Raw genomic sequence first — 17,492 nt, 5'->3', positions numbered from 1 at the left:
GATCTGCTACTCACATAAAAAAATAGTCTTGGACTAATACAATGGGCAGAGTGTAAAGAGAAATAAGCGTCAATTCGATCAAAATGCTCAAGCCATTGGCGAATTGCTACACACTCAGGATAAGTATCTATTGTGAAATGACCCTCCAAATCTCGCTGATGATTTAGATTAAGTAGAGCTTGCAAGGTAACGTTTGTGGGTAGATCACTAGCGTTCCGAGACACAAAATCTGGATCTGCCACGGGAACAATACAAAACCGTATGCTTGGAGGTGGATTTTCTACCAGCGAGAGATAGTATAAATTATACCAAATCTGTGCATTAACTGGAGCGCGATCGCGAAGTGCATAACTTTGGCAGGGCTAGTGCTGATGTGCCAGCGCCTAGGGTGATACTTGTCGAACACAGGGTTGCCCCCAACTCTAATGAATTAGTTATAATACAAGTATAATACAAGCGGGTGTATTCAATCCGCTTACTGAATCTTTCAGCCAACGGTAGAAAGTAGAAACAGGTCGTCTCGTCCACTGGTATTAGCAATCCCAGGAGCTGTCCACATGGTAAATATCCAGCATCCAATCAATCTCAACCTGATTTTGCCGGTTGGCACACAAGTTGTGAGCCGCAAGCAGGTCAAAGGCTCTGCGGGAGAACTGTTCTGTTTGCGGGGAGCAGTGGGTGTGGTGGTCAAAGCGCCGACAGACAACTCCCACGCCTACCGTATACGTCTGCCTAGTGGAGTTGAAGTTACACTACATCGGCATGAATTCAGCATCCGCAAACACTTTCAAACAGAAGGTTTACAGCAGGCAGAAACCGAACTTGCTGAGTTAAACCTACATGAGTGCGTTATTTATCGGTGTATTGTCGGTTCTAGGGCTTATGGTCTTGATGATGCCAATTCTGATACTGATCGCAGAGGGATTTACCTACCCCCTGCCCAACTCCACTGGTCGCTGTATGGCATCCCAGAACAGATAGAAAATAAAGACAATCAAGAGTGCTACTGGGAACTTCAGAAGTTTTTAATCCTAGCACTAAAGGCAAACCCAAATGTTTTGGAGTGCCTCTACACGCCACTGGTGGAAACAGCAACCCCACTGGCAGAGGAACTGCTGGCAATGCGATCGATATTTCTCTCCCAACTGGTCTACCAAACTTACAATAGCTACGTGATGTCGCAATTTAAGAAGATGGAGCAAGACATCCGTACCAAAGGGGTACTCAAGTGGAAGCATGTCATGCACTTGATTCGCCTGTTGCTGTCAGGTATCACCGTGCTGAAAGAGGGTTTTGTGCCAGTCAGGATCGAGGAGCATCGGCAACAGCTACTTACTATTAAACGGGGTGAGGTGGCTTGGGAGGAGGTCAATGCACTGCGGCTGAGTCTACACCAAGAGTTCGATACAGCCTTCGCTGCCACAACCTTACCGGAACGCCCTAATTATGAAAAAGCCAATGCCTTCTTGATTAAAGCGCGTCGAACCCAGGCTCTTGCCAACGGTGAGGAAACATTACGTTAGAGCTACCATCTACATTTCTACTTTCTACTTTCGCCGTCCTGATGAGGGCAAGAGAGCAAATCTGATCGTTTTTGGAGCAGACAGTTATGCAACGATGGCAGCAAGGAGAACAGCTATTAAGTGCAGCTTTAGCCTACCAACCTTACCCAATCCTGTTTGCTACAATCAGCGGCGCACACTTGTATGGCTTTCCCTCTCCTGACTCTGACTATGACTTACGAGGTGTCCACATTTTGCCAGTATCGGAAGTTGTGGGACTAAATCTGGGGCGTGAGACAATAGAAGTCTCGCAAGTCTGGGAAGGGCTGCAACTTGACCTCGTCACCCACGATATCAAGAAGTTCTTCTCACTACTCTTGAAAAAGAATGGCTACGTTCTGGAGCAGTTGTATTCACCTTTAGTCGTTCATACAACACCAGAGCATGAGGAATTGACAGCGATCGCCAAACATTGCATTACACGCCACCACTCTCACCATTACTTAGGATTTGCCCAAACTCAGTGGGGACTCTTTGCCAAAGACAATCCGCGACGCGTGAAACCATTGCTTTACGTCTATCGAGTGCTGTTGACTGGCATTCACCTGATGCAAACCGGTATTGTAGAGGCTAACTTGGTACAGCTAAATGAAAAATTTAAGTTGCCCTACATTCCTGACTTGATTGCCCAAAAGCTTGCAGGGAAAGAAAAATCATTTCTGGAGGATACGAATATGGCGTTTTATCTCAGCGAATATCACCGCCTGCGTCGTGAATTGGAGGAAGCGTCTCAAGTAAGCTTGTTACCTGAATCCCCGTCTGGCAAAGATGCTTTGAATGATTTGCTGGTGCGGTTGAGATTGGCGTCTAATTGAGTCAAGCATTCTCCCTTGTTTCCCTTTGCGTAAGTCCTGATGCCGTTGGCGAACAGAAAATGCTCTCTGGGGAGGTTGGGCGATCGCTCATCTATGTTATGTGATTGTATGCGATCGCCCGTCAATCCTCATTACCTCAGCGTACAACCGACACCTTATTGCCAAGACTAGAAAGCTCCTCTTCTAACTGGGAAAATGCAATGTCCTCCTGAGCTGAAACCCCCAAGCGACGAAGATTCACCGTATTGTTAGCTGCCTCGCGTTCGCCCACAATTGCAATCAGTGGCACCTTCCGTTCCGAGAGTTCCCGAATCTTCTTAGAAATCGTGGCATCGTCTGCATGGAGTTCCGCCCTGATTCCCATACGTTTGAGCCTTGCAAATACAGCTTCCGCCCAATCTGCCGACTTATTAGAAATCGAAGCAACAGCAACCTGAACCGGAGCTAACCATAGCGGTAATGCTCCCTGATTCTCCAGTAAAATACCAATCCAGCGCTCAATGGAACCTAAAACCGCCTGATGTAGCATTACGGGTTGCTCTAGCTTACCCTCCGAATTAACGAAGGACAGCTCAAAAATTTGAGGGAAATTAAAGTCAACCTGAATCGTACCGCACTGCCAAGAACGTCCGAGACGATCTTCCAGACTCACCTCAATTTTGGGACTGTAGAAAGAGCCTTCACCCGGCGACAGTTCATAGGCGTATCCCAATTCCTGACAGGCATTCATTAAAACGGCTTCTGCTTTATCCCATAGCTCGTCAGAACCCATCCGTTGTTCAGGTCTGAGGGCAATTCGGATGATAAACTTCTCGTAACCGAAGGCGGCATATAGCTCTTGAACCATATTGAGAAAGTTGCTAATCTCATCGAGCAAGTCAGCTTCCCGGCAAAAGATATGAGCATCATCCTGCACGAACTGCCGCAAGCGCATACACCCTGAAAGCGTACCCGACGGTTCGTTGCGATGCACAATGCCAAACTCCATCAGCCGCATGGGAATTTCCCGGTAACTTCGCTTGTGTGCTTTGTAAATGGCGATGTGAGCGGGACAGGACATGGGTTTCAAGGCGTAGTTGAGGTTAATGGCTTGGGAGTCAGCGCTTTGGGCTTCCCCATCAAGCGAGTTATCCTGTTGTAAGCTGTCGACGACAAACATATTGTTACCGAACTTGCCCCAGTGTCCCGACTTCTCCCACAACGAACGGCTTAATGCTATAGGCGATCGCACTTCCTCAAACCCGTGAGACTGATAAACTCGTCGCATCACATCTTCAATCCCCCGGAATACCCTCAACCCCATCGGGTGCCAGAAAACCATACCGGGACTGTGTTCTTCAAAATGAAATAGATCCATTGCTTTTGCGACTATTCGATGGTCGTACATTGTTGTTCTCCTGTTGATATCAACTAAAAACCCCCTCCAAGGATTGCCTGGAGGGGGGAACGTTTGAGTATTGCTGCCATGACGAATTACATCACGTCCCTCCAGGCGCGATTGCGGTGGTAATGGTAGTGGTAGTCGTCATGAAGTCAGCGCAAAGAATCATCTGTGTTTTTGTGTTCGTGTGGTTGCGTGCTTTTGCCTACAGGGTTTACGAGCCATTAAAAACCCCTCCAAGCAAGGCTTCGGAGGGGTGCGATTTCTGGCTTTTAAGGCAAGCAGGCTTATCTCACAACCCTCCCAGGCTGGTAGTCAAGGTAGTTCCGGTAGTGGTTGTCAGACAGAGCAGATGTGCCATTGCTTGTTACAAATACTTACTTAACCAAAGTCTCGAATGGTATAAGACTATTTAAGCAACTCTATTGGGTTTGTCAAGTTCCTACCACAGCGCACTCATTGCGATCGCTCTTGTACGGGCTGAGTTGTGGTAAAGGTAGTTTTGTGGCGTTATGTATCCCTGCTATCCTTCTTTCACCATTCACACCAGCATACCCAAGCGCTTTGTATGGCTTGGGGTACTAGCAGATACGATCTAAGGATGGAGACATTCACAGCAATCTATGGTTAAAACTCTCTTCCATCTCTATACTTCTTTTGCTAACCACACCAGCATACCTAGCAATTCTTCTACAGGAGGAATCAGATACTCGGTTAGATCAATGGTTACAGTTTGTGCTTCTAGCTTGAGGAATGTCCACAAATTTCCACTCGTCACACTTCCGTAAATAGTGGAAATGGGTTGCTCTTTGGCGGCGTTGAACCGTTGGGCAGCAACCATTTCGGCGATGCACTGTCCCCAACCTCCCTTGAGATTTTGTTTCTTGGCTTCAACGATAACAATCACAGGTGCTTCAATTAACAATTGTTCGGGAGAACGGCTGATTAAAAAGTCACAGACACCGCTCAATCCAGCTTCTACATCTACGGTGAAGTCTTCACCTGAGAAGAAGCTAATGTGCCGATTTAAGATTTTGCGGACTTCAAATAGAATTGGACTGATAATTAGCTCAGAACGGGCTTTTTCTGAACCTGTGGCAATCGCGAGTGGAATACTTTCTGCTAGAAACTCTGCCAGGTAAGGGCTGGGGGCAATGGGTTCGGTTTTGGGTAAGAAGCGCCCTCCCTCCAAGAAGGTCAGATTTAGCTCCTCTTTCGCCTTTCTCAGGGTGAAGTCACTGTATGCCATATACAAGCGTGAGTTGTATCTATGTCAATCCTATCGAGTTGTGGGAATATCCGGTGAGAGGATATAGGATTTAAGATAATTTGATTAAAAGTCAAGTGTTTCCTCCGATTGTGGTTAGCGGCAGGTGATTTGTTGGCAGGAATAATAGGGAGGGTGTTGTCGGTGTTGCAGAAGGGTTTAGCTTCGGGGGAACATACAATATTTGTATAACAGTTGACAAGTTAGTAATGACAGCTTTATTTGTATAAGCTTAGGGCAGACATACACACACTCTTTGACCTACACCTAATCTCAGTTGAGCCGCAAACAAAAATTGTACTTGTTGTCCCTAACCTAGTCGAAACCTGCTACAGCGAACTGGTGGGAAAGTATCTACAACTTCCGGTAGATGCTAGTTTAGCACCCAATAAGGAAGCACTAGAGCAGCATCACAAAATATTTATTGCTAATAATCAATAACACCACTAATAGTGCGAGCACTAATTCTAGTGTCATCGCTCATCACCGTAAGTTGAATTAATCCTCCGAAATTTAATATCTACCTCTAAATTCACTTGTGCAAAAACTGGATCAAGTCAAGGACTTCAAAAGAGTATTTCTAAGCTCTGTGGCTATTCCAGTTGTATATTCTTGTCGGATTGGTACAGTAAGTCTAATTTTGTCTCTGAATTGACGCCTAACGATAGAGTAAGCTTTTAGTTAATCAGTTTTCGGACGAGCAGCAATAATTTTTGACAAGACTTTTTTCTTGAGCTGGATTCGCGTAGTTCGCTGCTTTTCAGACATATTACGTTTCCGCATTGTATCGGAATAGAAATTTCGTTCCCAATCGGTGATCCAACCATGCTTGTATGCGTGAGAAATTGTTTCTTCGTTTAGCGCCTTTGTATTGTCATGGCGAACCCGCCTGACTGCTTGGAATATTTTGTCAGAGGGAAGCCCAATGAATTTCTTAACACAACAGTTTCCGACTGTAGCTGTCCTTCCGTTTTGTTTATTGAGGAGACCACAAATTTCAATAATAGGAAAGTGTCCACAAAGACAAGTATCAGGATCATCTTCGTAATAAACATCATCTAATTTCCATTCAAGTCTTGCCTTGTCCCAGGTCTTTGCGGTACTGAGAGCAATGATTTTTTGAGTGAGCCTGTACACAGAATTCTCAACTTACCCTTAATGGTAGCTGCGGTATTAACTTTACTGTGGCGAGACGTGGCAGGAGTCACCGAGCTGACAAGAATGTTAGCCAGGGACGGGTTTTTGTGGTGTAGTCCCAAGAGTGTTAGCCAACAAGCACTATCCCAAAGGTTTTTGACATTTCCCGCTCGTTTATTCGAGAAAGTCTTTAAGGATTTATTGCCACATTTGAAAGCCGCTTGGTACACCAGAACTAGTCGCCCAATACCTGAATGTGTTCAATTTACTCTCTCAAGGTTTGAGAGGATTTGGATAGTAGACTGTTCAACATTGGAAGCCTTGTTTCGGAAGCTTAGTAGTCTTGAAGATGTCCCTAGTGGGCAATTAGCCGGGAAAATGGGGACAGTAATCGATTTAATGACCCGACTGCCTGTCGAGATTTGGTTTCAGGAAAATCCCAGAGTTTCGGACACCAAATTTGAAGAAGATATATTAAAGATAGTAACGGCAAAGACCTTGCTTTTGCTGGATAGAGGCTTTTATCATTTCAGATTTTGGCTAAACTTAGTTGAACAAAAAGTTGATTTTGTAACTCGGTTAAAGAAGGGAGCATCCATTCAAGTTGAGCAAGTATTTACTGATAGTTATGCTCTGCGAGACAGAAGGGTACGCCTGGGGAGTGGCACGAAAAAAACTCCATTTATTACCTTACGTCTGATTGAGGTTCGTTCGGGCAAAACTTGGCATTCTTATTTAACGAGCGTCCTTGACCCGACCCTATTACCTCCTTACGTAGTAGCAGACCTATATCGACGACGCTGGAGAATCGAAGACGCTTTTAATACAGTTAAACGACTCTTGGGTCTCAGTTATTTATGGACGGGTTCTCTCAATGGGATTCAGCTCCAGATCTGGGGAACTTGGCTATTTTATGCTGTCTTGGTCGATTTGGGTGATGCTGTAGCCGACGAACTCTCTTTACCTTTTGACTCCATTTCTTTAGAAATGATTTATCGAGGTCTTTACCATTTTTCGGTCGCTCATCAAAAAGGTCAGGCAACTGACCCAGTTCAGTATTTCGCTGCAAAAGAAAACCAAGATTTAGGTATTGTTAAACAGCAACGAAAACCTAAGATTAAGTTAATTGTCGCACCTTTTCCTGAACAACAGCGAGGTTCTGACCAGTTTTTCTTTCAAGCATCTTCTCAAATCCCCTTGACAACTGGCATACAGTCTTAACTTGTCACCAATGCCTTCGACCTCATCGGCAGTTAAATCTTCTTCCCGGCTTACTTGTGTAATGTTGCTCATTAAAACCCGCTGATAAATATAAGATTCATATCGTTGAGTGTACCGTCGTCGCCGGGAAAGAAAATCTAGCTGTTGTGTGACATATTTTTGGCAATTACGACAGTAAAACTGTCGGCGGGGGACTCGCAGGTATACAGGTTGCCCAAAAGTTGGTAAGTCTCTGACTAGAATTGAGCGAACTTGATGGAGTTCTTGTGTAGGTTTTGAGCAATGAGGACAGACAATTTCATGAGCTAGTATTTTCAGTTGAATACAAATATAACCTTCTACTTGGGAATGACCTTCCACTGTTACTCCTGACAAGTTGAGCAGAGAGTCGAGAGGCGATGACATGGGCAGATACCTTTTAGGGAGAATTTGTCAAATTTACACTCTTTATATCAGAAAAAACTTACCACCCCAAAGCCAGGATACTTGGCTCCCGCTAGTCTTGACTCTCCACTATCGTTCCGAGCCAAGACTAGAGCCAAGGAGCTAAACTCTTTTATTAAGAAAACTTATCACCCTGATTACTGGAGAGCCCGTTTAAACTCATTACACTTTCATCTATTATGAGCGATTAGCGAGAACTATACGCTATGCTCATCACCGTAGATTGGCTTGTCCCCTTTGCTATCCAACTCTACTCCCGTCCAACATCAACGCCAAATGGAGCGATCGCACTTCAGCGTTGACGAGGATAGCGATGCTCCTACGGAGCCGCTACGCTAACGCTCAATTTATCAATCGCACCCGATCCAAGTTGATATGCATCCTTAATGCACTCGGTAAAAATAGCATTCAAGTCAAATCCACCGAAAAACTGACTCTGCTCAACGCGAATATACTGCTCATCCTGGAACTGGTAGATTTCAATCCTCTGTCGGCGGACGATCCAAAGTTCCTTGACTCGATAGGGCAGATAATCATTAACGCTGGTGAATGAGGTAACATCGCACTCAATCGCTAAATCCGGTGGCGGATCACTACTCCAGTCAATCCGACGTTTTCCCACCACAGGTAACTCACCAATATAGAAAAAATGGTCAGGGATAACACCGCTATGCTCCGGCAAATCCATCGTAGTTTCGTGGTAAGAGTCGAACCTCAGTCCCCGATGGCGTAGCAACACTTTTACCATGTCCACGATAATGTCAAGTTGCTTGCCATGTTCGGGCAAAGGAACCATCAGCAGCAGTTCTCCATTGCGATACTTTACGCGAGGGGAAGTGCAATCGCCTAAATGTTCCAGCAACGTTTGATAATCCTGCCAGGTTCCAGGTACTCTCACCACTGCCCCTGCTGGCAACTCGATAGTATAGTGTTGGGTTTGACGATCACATTAATCATCGGCAGCCTTCTTGACCCGCTTAAGAACTATTATCCTGTGTCTGCTTCCCCATCCTGGCAAATCAAATTGCTGTACGACGGTGAATGTCCGTTGTGTATGCTATAAGTCAACTTCTTGAGAAAACGGGATGCTGGTCGAGGAAAAGTGATGTTTGTGGACATTGCCGACGATGACTATACTCCCTCTTTGCATGGCGGCGTAGACTTTGAGACAGCAATGAGGCGCATTCATGCTGTACTCCCCGACGGCACTATTATCAAAAACGTGGAAGTCTTTCGGAGAGTCTACGAAATCCTAGGCATGGGGTGGATCTATGCTGCCACCAAGCTACCTGTGATTGGTTGGATTGTCGATATCCTATACGAAATCTGGGCTGACTGGCGACTTGCTCTCACGGGACGACCCAACTTAGCCACTATTATGAGCGATCGCACTAAGCGGAGCGAGTGCAACACACTCCAGCGTTGCCGATTGAGCGACGATGATAATTGATACCCAGTTGCGTCTGTTCGAGCTAACGTTTCACTCCCTCCCCAGAGCGTTTTCAAAGCGTTGAATCTCAATTAAATAACCATTGGGGTCACGCAAAAAACAGTGGTAAATGTTGTATTTTTCATTCAACTGGGGCGGCTTTTCAAATTCAACACCACGCCGAGTCAGATAGTTAAACCACTCATCCACCTGCGGCGTTACCAAGGTAAAAATCACATTCGATTGCTTGTCAACGAGTGGAGTTTTTGTCCCGCTAGTTTGGCATAAGCCCACATACCCATCACCACTAACCCGATAAATCCGACAACTCCCTTGATCGAGCCATAACTCCAAACCCAACCTATCTTCATAGAACCGTGCCGAGATGTCAAAGTCATGGGTATAGAAAAACGTGATTGAAGACTCAATGGGTGGGTGGGACATGGCTTCACTTGTTCCAACAACGGGCGTGAGATAATTTTAGCCGTCTTCTCATCAATAATTGCGTCGGTATTATTGATGAGCTATCTCCGCTCTACCCCCGGTCTTCTATGTATCAAATTATACAAATATAGCCCCCATCACTTTCCGCGATCGCACTGAGACTACCCCATTGAGGGAAAAATGAGGGAAGATAGGGGAATTCTTCCAGTATTGGGTTTGACGTGAGCTTTTGCCCTATACTCAAGGGAGAAAACTGCCTCCCACTGACCCTCTGTTATTAGGACAGGTTGTCGTCAACAGAGGGGATGAAGAATCAAATCGCGGCGACTGGCGTGATTCAATAGCTTGGCGATTCCCGACCCTGTGCGATCGCCTCAATCTGACATCCATCTCGAACCCCCCCTCCGGTTAAACCGTACTTGTTCTTATTATACCTAACTTTCTCTTAAGAGATTAACGAAAAGTTTGATGAAAGATTGTGAAGTTATTGAATTCCTAAATCTTGCTAATAGGAAACTAAAAACCGAGAAGACGAGAGTGACAATTCTGATTAAAGGCAATCGCTTATACTTGCGGGGAACGCTTCCGCCGCGTCCAATGAGTAACAAGTCATTTCCTCATCAACAAGAAATTGCTTTGGGACTTGATGCCACAGTTGACGGGCTACACTGGGCGGAAAAAGAAGCCCGCAAAGTGGGTTTCCTGCTGGAGAGTGGGGATTTTTCTTGGAAACCTTATTTGCGGCATCGCCAAGTTTCCCAACTTCCTCATAAAACAATTGGGGATTGGATTAGTGCGCTAAAAACGGATTATTTTATGCGGCGAGCGAAAACGCCTCAATCTCTGACCACTTGGGAAACTAACTATAATGAGGTGTTTAAGCGCCTGCCCCTATCTCAACCCCTGACAACTGATTTGCTTGTCAGTGCTATTGCTGCTACGCCGCCAGATACTCGCATCCGTCAGAAGACTTGTTTGGCGTTGGATAAGTTAGCGCAACTAGCGGGTATTGAGTTTGATGCCAAGCGGTTTGCCGGAAACTACTCTCCGACCAAAGTTTCTCCCCGCTCTCTACCTAGTGATGAAGTTATTGTTGAGTGGTATTATCGACTGTCTAACCCAGCTTGGCAGTGGGCTTATGGGATGCTAGCGACCTATGGGTTGCGCCCACATGAGCTATTTCACTTGGACTTGGAACGTTTTAGGAGTAGTTGCGGGGTATTAATGGTTTTGGCGGGGAAAACGGGGGCTAGGCGAGTTTGGCCCCTGCATCCGGAGTGGGTGGAGGAGTTTGGGTTAACTGATGTCAAACTGCCGTCTTGTCATGGGAAGACTAACCGCGATTTAGGTCATAGAGTCACCCGTTATTTCCGGCGTCAGGGGATGCCGTTTCGCCCTTATGATTTGCGCCACTGTTGGGCGATTCGGAGTATGCAGTATGGATTGGAAATTGGGTTGGCGGCGCAACAAATGGGACATTCGGCGACGATTCATAGTCAAACGTATCATGCGTGGTTGGCTTTTCAGCATCATCAGCAAGCGTTTGAGCGATTGCTGGCTAAACCTGACCGACCTAGACCGCCGCGAGTTAAGAATGAGGAGGAGAACGTTTGACAAGCTGCAAAAAGAAAGGAAGCGATCGCTTCCTTAGCATTTTTCAGTGCTTCATTCTCTGCCTATCCAACCCAATGCTTCCATACGCCAAAGAAAGGAGTAATCTCCATGACCTATACGATAGACAAAGCAAAAGACCAACGGCTCGTCCACTCTGGGGTAAGCTGGCAGAACTTTAAATCGATTCAAGCAGGGTTCGCTGACTCCCCAGGAATTCGACTATTTTACTACAGAGGTGAGGTAGAAATCTTGGCAGTTTCCCAAGACCACGAAGTGTTCAGCGGTGTTATTGCCTTGTTGCTGGGGACTTATTTTGTGGAAAAACAAATTGAGTTCACGCCAACGGGTAGCTTTACCCAAGAGAAGAAAGGGGAAGCCTCTGCACAAGCTGACCAATCTTACCTGATTGGTAAAGCCTCAGGAGTCATTGCAGACCTCTCTATTGAAATCGTGTTTACCAGTGGTAACGAGAGCAAACTGGGTCGTTACCAAGCTTTGGGAGTCCCGGAAGTTTGGTTTTGGGAAGATGGTGTATTTGCGTTGTATCACTTGCGTTCAGATGGTTACGAAAAAATTTCTCAGAGTGAAATCTTGCCAGATTTGGATATTAACTTACTGTCTCGGTGTTTGATGATGGCGTCTAAAGTTGAGGCGATTCGGGAATTTAGACAAGCAATCTCTTAAATTGATACTTTTTGATAGCTTTTGACAGTTTCCTAGTTGGGAGGAGCCTTGAATTTGATACCTTTTGATACCTTCGGGTATGTTTATAGAGGGAAATCGGATTTTTAATAGAGTGAGTGGGACAGCTACGTTTTTTTGGCAACTCTGAGATAACAGGAAGTTCAGTAATTTTACTGTAGCCATTTAACCGTTAGCTCTACGTTAATCATAAGTAAGTAGAAATACTGAGGCTGGGAGAGGGTGCTATGTCTATGACTCAAAAAAGGTGGCATGGGGGCAGGCAGTTCTTCGCTACAGGTGGGGCAATTGGTTTGGCTGGTGTCTTTTGGGCAATCAGCTTTTATGGAAATTCGACTCTCGCTCAAATTATTCCCGATGGGACTCTAGTGCAGCGCGGCAGAAATCCTTGAGCAGCTCAATCATCCTTTTTGCAACCCTTGTACTTCCATTGAAAGGGCTTGGACAGGATGCGGTTGAAGTAATCAATGAATTCCAGAATGCGATCACTTAATTGTACGGTGGAGGTAAAACTGGCACGGCGGAGCAAGCGCCTCACCAAAATACTGAACCAACACTCGATCTGATTTAACCAAGAGGTATGCTTTGGGATGTAGACAAAACGAATACGGTGGCTGGCATCGGACAAGAAAGCAGCACGGCAAGCCAATTGATTTGAGAATACCTTTTCGTTCTTTAACTCCTAAGTCAGTATCGATTTGACAGCAAGCGGCAACCAGCCGCACCAAGGAAGCCGATTTGTGAATATTAAGTTGGTCAACTAGAAAAATCCACTCCCCATCAGGGTTAGCATTGAGCCAGTAACGACTACGATGTGGTTGTAGAGTAGCCTCCTTTTAAAAAACGCCCCACACTGCGCTGGGAAATGTTATCGACTATGCCTCGCTTAACTGCTTCAGAGACTAACTCTTGGGTTGTCCAGTGGCTCACTGGACGCTCAAAGCCATGGGGCGACTCACAAGCCAGAGCGATAATTTGTACTACTTGTTCAGTTGTGAAAGTAGCAGGAGTACCCGGTCGTGGTGCATCTGCTAAAACCGCTGTCACCATTTGTAGCAGTTCTTTGTCACTTATACCCTCTGCTTCCACACTTCTCAAAGGCTCAGAAGCCGTTAACCAGCGCTGTCGCCATGTCCGCACAGTGTTACGTGCCAGTTGCAACTCTTGAGCTATCTGGGTATTATTCATACCCTTGGCAGCCAATAAAATCACACCCGCCCGTTGCACTAATCCTTGAGGGCTACTGTGACGACGCACTAACTGTTCGAGTAAAGTTCGTTGTGGCTGTGATAATTGAATGTTCAGGGGACAAGGAGTAGGCATAGCTAGTTGTTTTGAGTGTGATGTTTGAACGGATAATCCAGTTTTTGCCGTTTACCCTTCTGTTTTACCATTATCTGAGCTGCTCAATGATTTCTGCCGCGCTGCACTAGGACTTGTCGTCGGCATATATTCTGGCTTAAAGCTTAGGGATAGAGAAACTAATCTCCAGGAAAATATAAACCAACTATCGAGTCAAGATATAAGAGAAAAAAGTCAAGCTCTCGTCGCCTTATTCAAGGAGGAAAAGCTGCTCAGTAGTTCAAATCGTCTTGGAAATGATAAAAAATTAGAAATTCTTTATCAAGAAATTTTACAAACAGATCCAAAGAACGCTGACGTTTATGTAAGGATGGCACGGCGCGAACTCAAACGGAGCCAAGCCACTCGGTATGAAGATAAGACAGAAGCGGAAAGATTGAAACAGCAAGGAATAAGAAACTTGGAGACGGCTAGAAGGCTTTATCGGGAGAAAGGGTGGAATGGTAAAGAAGAGCAAACAGCTAAATTGATTGAAGATATCAAAAATGGTGTAGCGTCGTATAATTGGTGTTTTCCCACGACGTTGGCAGATTCGTTGAGTGCAAAATGTGGCACTTGACAGGGAAAAAGGTGAAGTTGGAACTGTTTCTCAAAAAGCTGGATGCAGTTCCGGTTCGCTGGTCTTCAAGACCAATCCCAATTAGACTTCAATCCCCTCTAATGCTGCTTGAGCAACAAGAACCCGCTCAGAGGTGGAACGCGATCGCACTACCTCCAGTAACTGCTCGATCGGTAGCTCCAGAGCCGACAGTTTCGGTAAATCCGTTCCAAACTCCAAATGCTTTTCCAACACCTCCAGATCGCAACCCATGAACCTGGCAAGCTTCTCCAAATTTTCCTGCTTAGGGGAAGACATACCACTCTCCCAAAAGCTGACTGTGCTGGGATGAACTCCAACCTTACCAGCCAACCAAACCTGTGAGTGTTCCCCGCGCAGGTTCTGACACAACCGACTTAGACGCTTTTCTTTGTCATTCAGCGGTCGCCTAGTAATTCCAACCACAGCTAACCCCTAGCTTATCTTCTAATCCTTTATCCAGTGTGCAACACTCACACCCCTTACAGGAGCTTATCCACAGATTTTTTTGACAAACTAGATTCATCCACAGTTTTTTTGGATTAACGCTGTATAATGAACAGTTAAGTCAAAAACAGAAACTGTTGACAACTTGGCTCCCGTCAAGAAGTTTTGTGAATGCCTCCAAAAACAGCGAGAAGGAAAGGCACATTGGACTACAGTGACGCACATACAGCTTTGTTCGCGGACTCTTCAATTACTAACACCGCGAACATCACATTCAACCTTCCCAGGAAAACTCTTACGTACCTGGATCACTTGGTCATCGCCAAAGATCTGATGAAAGCCGAGGTAGAGCGTACTCGTGCGGAGGGCAATATCGCACCCCAAGGTGTGTGGATTGATGCTTATGTGGTCACCAGAGGCAACAAGCAATATCACTACTACAAACTCCGCTCAAAAACGCCAATATTCCAAGGCGGACGTCACAAAACTCAGCACTTGGGCAATAAATACTCTCGCAGATACGCCATAGCACAAGCATCTATCCAACGCCGAGATGTGATCACAGACCTTGAGTCGAAAATTGAAAAACTTGAAGAATTATTAGCTTCTTTCCCGGACAAGGCATAAAGACATCAAGACCTAACGCAAGCCTCCTAATGCCTGGAGTGTTCGCGGAAAAATTTTACTATTTTCCGCGAACATAAATTTACCAGTAGCATTCTCCACAAAACTGACAGACGATTCTGTTTTTTTGGGATACTATACACTGAAGCCAGTGGGGTGAATCTTGAGTATTGTTATGCCACTTACTTCAAGGGTTTATTATTGACTTCAAGAGTTTATTATTCACTTCAAGACTTTATTATGAATGTACAAAGGAGCAGCCGGGTCATTACGCTGTTCAACCAATCAGGTGGGGTAGGGAAAACCACCCTGACAATGAATTTGGGATATACCCTGGCTCAGAGAGGGCATCGTATCTTACTCGTCGATCTTGATCCCCAAGCCAGCTTGACGACCTTTATGGGGATTGAGCCGACAGAGCTAGAGAGTACTTTGTATGATGCCTTGCTCGGCGAAGTAAAACTCTCCATTCATCCCTCCATTCATGATATGGACATTGCGCCAACAAACATCAATCTCAGCGTGGCTGAATTGGAGCTGGTATCGGCTTTAAATAGAGAAGCGCGATTAAAAAATGCACTATTGCCTTTCAATGAGTACTATAACTATATCTTAATTGATTGCCCCCCCAGCTTGGGACTGTTAACGGTAGTGGGGCTGACGGCTGCCACTCATATCCTGGTTCCAATCGAAACGGAATTCAAGAGCTATTTTGGCACAGGTCTATTGCTGGATACCATCGCCAGAGTACGCCGCCATGTGAATCCGGAGTTAGCCTTTGCTGGATTTGTGCCGATGAAATTTGACGGGAGAAGGTCGCAACATACCCGCACTTACTCTCAGATGCGCCAAGAACTAAAGGCTCTCTCAACTGTATTTCCACCCGTTCCGGATTCGACGGTGTTTCCTGACTCCGCAGAGGAAAGGTTGCCCTTGAGTGTTTTCAAGCCGAAACATCCAGCCGTTAAAGTATTCTCAGAAATTGCTTCAGGGTTGGAAAAACTGTGACGAGAAAAAAAGATCGACCTTATGGTGGCAGCCTCAAAAACAAAGTGGATGCACTTTTTGGCAGTGCCAATCCTCCCGAAGCCACTAGGGAACTCTCAATTGAATCAATCACACTGCCAGAGTATCAACCTCGACAGTATTTTGATGAGGCTAAGTTAGTCGAGTTAGCTGATACTATTGCCAAGCATGGCATCCTAGAACCCTTGTTAGTGCGAAGAGTGGAGGGAGACTGCTTCGAGTTAGTCGCTGGAGGACGGCGCTATCGAGCCGCTCAGATGGAGGGGTTAACCAAAGTGCCAGTAGTGGTTCTAGAGCTAACTGATGAAGAAGCCCTGGAATTAGCACTCCTGGAAAACCTCCAGCGAGAAGACCTTAATCCCATTGAGGAAACTGAGGGAATTCTGCGACTGCTTGAGGCTCGATTGAAATTAGACCAGTCGGAGGTACTCTCACTGCTTTACCGGATGCGAAATGAGGTCAAAGGCGCAACTAGCCGAAACGTTTCGGCTAGCCCGTCAGCCCAAGTGGTCGAGGAGTTATTTGCCCCTCTAGGGATGACATGGAAGTCCTTTGTAGAAACTCGCCTTCCCCTATTGAAGCTACCGGAAGAGATTCTTGAAGCCCTACGAAAAGGTCGCATTGAGTACACCAAAGCCAAAGCGATCGCTTTAGTTAAAAATGAAGCGAGAAGGAAAGCACTGTTAGAGGAAGCAATTGCCTCCTCTCTATCCTTAAGTCAAATTAAAGAGCGCATCAAAGCCCATAAACCGTCAACCGAACGAGGGGAACTGCAAAGTCGTTTTGATGCCACCACCAAACAGATCAAGAAGTTAAAGGTGTGGGATGACCCTTCCAAGCGCTCAAGGCTGGAATCATTGCTGGCGCAACTAGAAGCTTTGATTGCCTCTGAATGAGGGAGAGCAGGGGAAGAAGAAGGCTCCAGGGCAGAAGGAATAAGAATTTTCATGATAGACGGGGTGAGCTCTAGTCTCAGGATGCCTAACCTACTCAAACTAACCATTTTTCTAGGTGGCGTTCTCCCCATTCTGCCGATGTCGCAGAACTCCACTTAACGGCACGATATCAACAGACGGAGAAGTAAAACCCGTTGTCGCCCAAAATCTGTAGAGGATTTGAGAATGTCATCATCTTCACCGGAGATATCCAGTCCCTTACTGGCTCTCTCCAATAATTTAGCCGACGCGGTGGAGCAGGCAGGTCACTGTGTCGTTGCGGTTAAGGCGCGAGCGCGTATGGCATCAAGTGGTATCCACTGGCGAGAGGGTCTAGTGGTGACCGCTGACGAGACAATCAAGCGCTCCGAAGATATTAGAGTATTCCAACTAAAAAATGATCCAAAACTTTAGTCACTTCGACAAAAGATTTCAACGAACCATTTTTTCAAAGTTGGTAAGCGGTAAATCTGCTCTTCGATTTGGGCCATTGCTTGTTGTGTAA

The 17,492-nt window shown here is 45.8% G+C and carries 20 protein-coding genes and 2 pseudogenes; 13 read left to right on the top strand and 9 right to left on the bottom strand.

The genetic code is table 11. From position 1 onward, the window contains the following. Positions 1–557: 557 nt before the first annotated feature. Positions 558–1,523 carry a DNA polymerase beta superfamily protein gene (locus IQ257_RS19490; RefSeq protein ID WP_193876852.1) on the top strand — a complete coding sequence of 322 codons (966 nt, stop codon included), beginning with the start codon at positions 558–560 and terminating at the stop codon, positions 1,521–1,523. Between the two features lie 86 nt (positions 1,524–1,609). After that, entirely contained in the window at positions 1,610–2,377 is a 768-nt protein-coding gene (locus tag IQ257_RS19485; protein ID WP_193876850.1) for a DNA polymerase beta superfamily protein, read from the top strand. 136 nt (positions 2,378–2,513) lie between these two features. On the opposite strand, the gene thrS is transcribed toward IQ257_RS19485, so the two are convergent. The 3 genes from thrS to IQ257_RS19470 all read right to left on the bottom strand — a co-directional run bounded on the left by thrS (position 2,514) and on the right by IQ257_RS19470 (position 6,162). Beyond that, entirely contained in the window at positions 2,514–3,764 is a 1,251-nt protein-coding gene (gene thrS, locus IQ257_RS19480) for a threonine--tRNA ligase (protein WP_193876848.1), read from the bottom strand. Positions 3,765–4,404: 640 nt separating this feature from the next. Next, complete coding sequence (locus IQ257_RS19475; RefSeq protein WP_193876846.1) at positions 4,405–5,007, bottom strand: hypothetical protein; 603 nt, start codon at positions 5,005–5,007, stop codon at positions 4,405–4,407. Positions 5,008–5,706: 699 nt separating this feature from the next. Next, entirely contained in the window at positions 5,707–6,162 is a 456-nt protein-coding gene (locus tag IQ257_RS19470; RefSeq protein WP_193876844.1) for a hypothetical protein, read from the bottom strand. On the opposite strand from IQ257_RS19470, the pseudogene IQ257_RS19465 reads away from it, so the two are divergent. Beyond that, positions 6,163–7,383 (top strand): annotated as a pseudogene (locus IQ257_RS19465) (IS4 family transposase); the annotation flags it as partial. Here IQ257_RS19465 and IQ257_RS31600 read toward each other — a convergent pair. Together IQ257_RS31600 and IQ257_RS19455 are read right to left on the bottom strand one after the other, a co-directional pair. Then, the gene (locus tag IQ257_RS31600) at positions 7,285–7,788 is read right to left on the bottom strand and encodes a transposase family protein (RefSeq protein ID WP_228060850.1); all 504 of its coding nucleotides are present in this window, start codon (positions 7,786–7,788) and stop codon (positions 7,285–7,287) included. The pseudogene IQ257_RS19465 and the gene IQ257_RS31600 overlap by 99 nt on opposite strands. Before the next feature lie 358 nt (positions 7,789–8,146). Beyond that, complete coding sequence (locus IQ257_RS19455; RefSeq protein WP_322744399.1) at positions 8,147–8,728, bottom strand: Uma2 family endonuclease; 582 nt, start codon at positions 8,726–8,728, stop codon at positions 8,147–8,149. A 171-nt stretch (positions 8,729–8,899) separates the two neighbouring features. Here IQ257_RS19455 and IQ257_RS30210 point away from each other — a divergent pair, with 171 nt between their 5' ends. After that, positions 8,900–9,277, top strand: coding sequence for a thiol-disulfide oxidoreductase DCC family protein (locus IQ257_RS30210; RefSeq protein ID WP_228060848.1), 378 nt, complete (start codon positions 8,900–8,902; stop codon positions 9,275–9,277). 30 nt (positions 9,278–9,307) lie between these two features. On the opposite strand, the gene IQ257_RS19445 is transcribed toward IQ257_RS30210, so the two are convergent. Further along, a complete protein-coding gene (locus tag IQ257_RS19445; protein WP_193876842.1) occupies positions 9,308–9,700 on the bottom strand; it encodes a VOC family protein in 393 nt (130 codons plus the stop codon). Between the two features lie 229 nt (positions 9,701–9,929). On the opposite strand from IQ257_RS19445, the gene IQ257_RS19440 reads away from it, so the two are divergent. The 4 genes from IQ257_RS19440 (at position 9,930) to IQ257_RS19425 (ending at position 12,408) form a co-directional block, all read left to right on the top strand. Next, positions 9,930–10,112 (top strand): hypothetical protein, encoded by a 183-nt coding sequence (locus IQ257_RS19440; RefSeq protein ID WP_193876839.1) that lies wholly within the window; start codon positions 9,930–9,932, stop codon positions 10,110–10,112. A 125-nt stretch (positions 10,113–10,237) separates the two neighbouring features. Beyond that, positions 10,238–11,314, top strand: coding sequence for a site-specific integrase (locus IQ257_RS19435; protein WP_193933166.1), 1,077 nt, complete (start codon positions 10,238–10,240; stop codon positions 11,312–11,314). A 108-nt stretch (positions 11,315–11,422) separates the two neighbouring features. Beyond that, entirely contained in the window at positions 11,423–11,998 is a 576-nt protein-coding gene (locus IQ257_RS19430) for a Uma2 family endonuclease (RefSeq protein WP_193881854.1), read from the top strand. A gap of 251 nt (positions 11,999–12,249) precedes the next feature. Further along, positions 12,250–12,408, top strand: a complete 159-nt coding sequence (locus IQ257_RS19425) for a hypothetical protein (protein WP_193881851.1) — start codon at positions 12,250–12,252, stop codon at positions 12,406–12,408. A 5-nt stretch (positions 12,409–12,413) separates the two neighbouring features. Here IQ257_RS19425 and IQ257_RS19420 read toward each other — a convergent pair. Continuing rightward, positions 12,414–12,792 (bottom strand): annotated as a pseudogene (locus tag IQ257_RS19420) (transposase); the annotation flags it as partial. A 31-nt stretch (positions 12,793–12,823) separates the two neighbouring features. Beyond that, entirely contained in the window at positions 12,824–13,339 is a 516-nt protein-coding gene (locus IQ257_RS19415; protein WP_193881848.1) for a helix-turn-helix domain-containing protein, read from the bottom strand. Between the two features lie 349 nt (positions 13,340–13,688). On the opposite strand from IQ257_RS19415, the gene IQ257_RS19410 reads away from it, so the two are divergent. Then, positions 13,689–13,937, top strand: coding sequence for a hypothetical protein (locus tag IQ257_RS19410; protein WP_193881845.1), 249 nt, complete (start codon positions 13,689–13,691; stop codon positions 13,935–13,937). Between the two features lie 81 nt (positions 13,938–14,018). Here IQ257_RS19410 and IQ257_RS19405 read toward each other — a convergent pair whose 3' ends face one another. After that, positions 14,019–14,381: a helix-turn-helix domain-containing protein gene (locus IQ257_RS19405; RefSeq protein WP_193881842.1), complete on the bottom strand. Its 363-nt coding sequence runs from the start codon at positions 14,379–14,381 to the stop codon at positions 14,019–14,021. A gap of 192 nt (positions 14,382–14,573) precedes the next feature. On the opposite strand from IQ257_RS19405, the gene IQ257_RS19400 reads away from it, so the two are divergent. From IQ257_RS19400 to IQ257_RS19385, 4 genes are all read left to right on the top strand, one after another. Then, complete coding sequence (locus IQ257_RS19400; protein ID WP_193881840.1) at positions 14,574–15,029, top strand: hypothetical protein; 456 nt, start codon at positions 14,574–14,576, stop codon at positions 15,027–15,029. Between the two features lie 237 nt (positions 15,030–15,266). After that, positions 15,267–16,034: a ParA family protein gene (locus tag IQ257_RS19395; protein WP_193881836.1), complete on the top strand. Its 768-nt coding sequence runs from the start codon at positions 15,267–15,269 to the stop codon at positions 16,032–16,034. Then, a complete protein-coding gene (locus tag IQ257_RS19390) occupies positions 16,031–16,948 on the top strand; it encodes a ParB/RepB/Spo0J family partition protein (protein ID WP_193881833.1) in 918 nt (305 codons plus the stop codon). Before IQ257_RS19395 ends, IQ257_RS19390 begins: the two co-directional genes overlap by 4 nt. A gap of 225 nt (positions 16,949–17,173) precedes the next feature. Continuing rightward, on the top strand, positions 17,174–17,401 hold the full coding sequence (locus IQ257_RS19385; RefSeq protein WP_193881830.1) for a hypothetical protein: 228 nt from the start codon (positions 17,174–17,176) through the stop codon (positions 17,399–17,401). Positions 17,402–17,492 lie beyond the last annotated feature (91 nt).

It is taken from the genome of Coleofasciculus sp. LEGE 07092 (assembly GCF_015207375.1).
Taxonomy (GTDB): domain Bacteria; phylum Cyanobacteriota; class Cyanobacteriia; order Cyanobacteriales; family Coleofasciculaceae; genus LEGE-07092.
The sequence above is the reverse complement of the archived record's forward strand: the minus strand, read 5'-3'. Positions and strand labels throughout refer to the sequence as shown.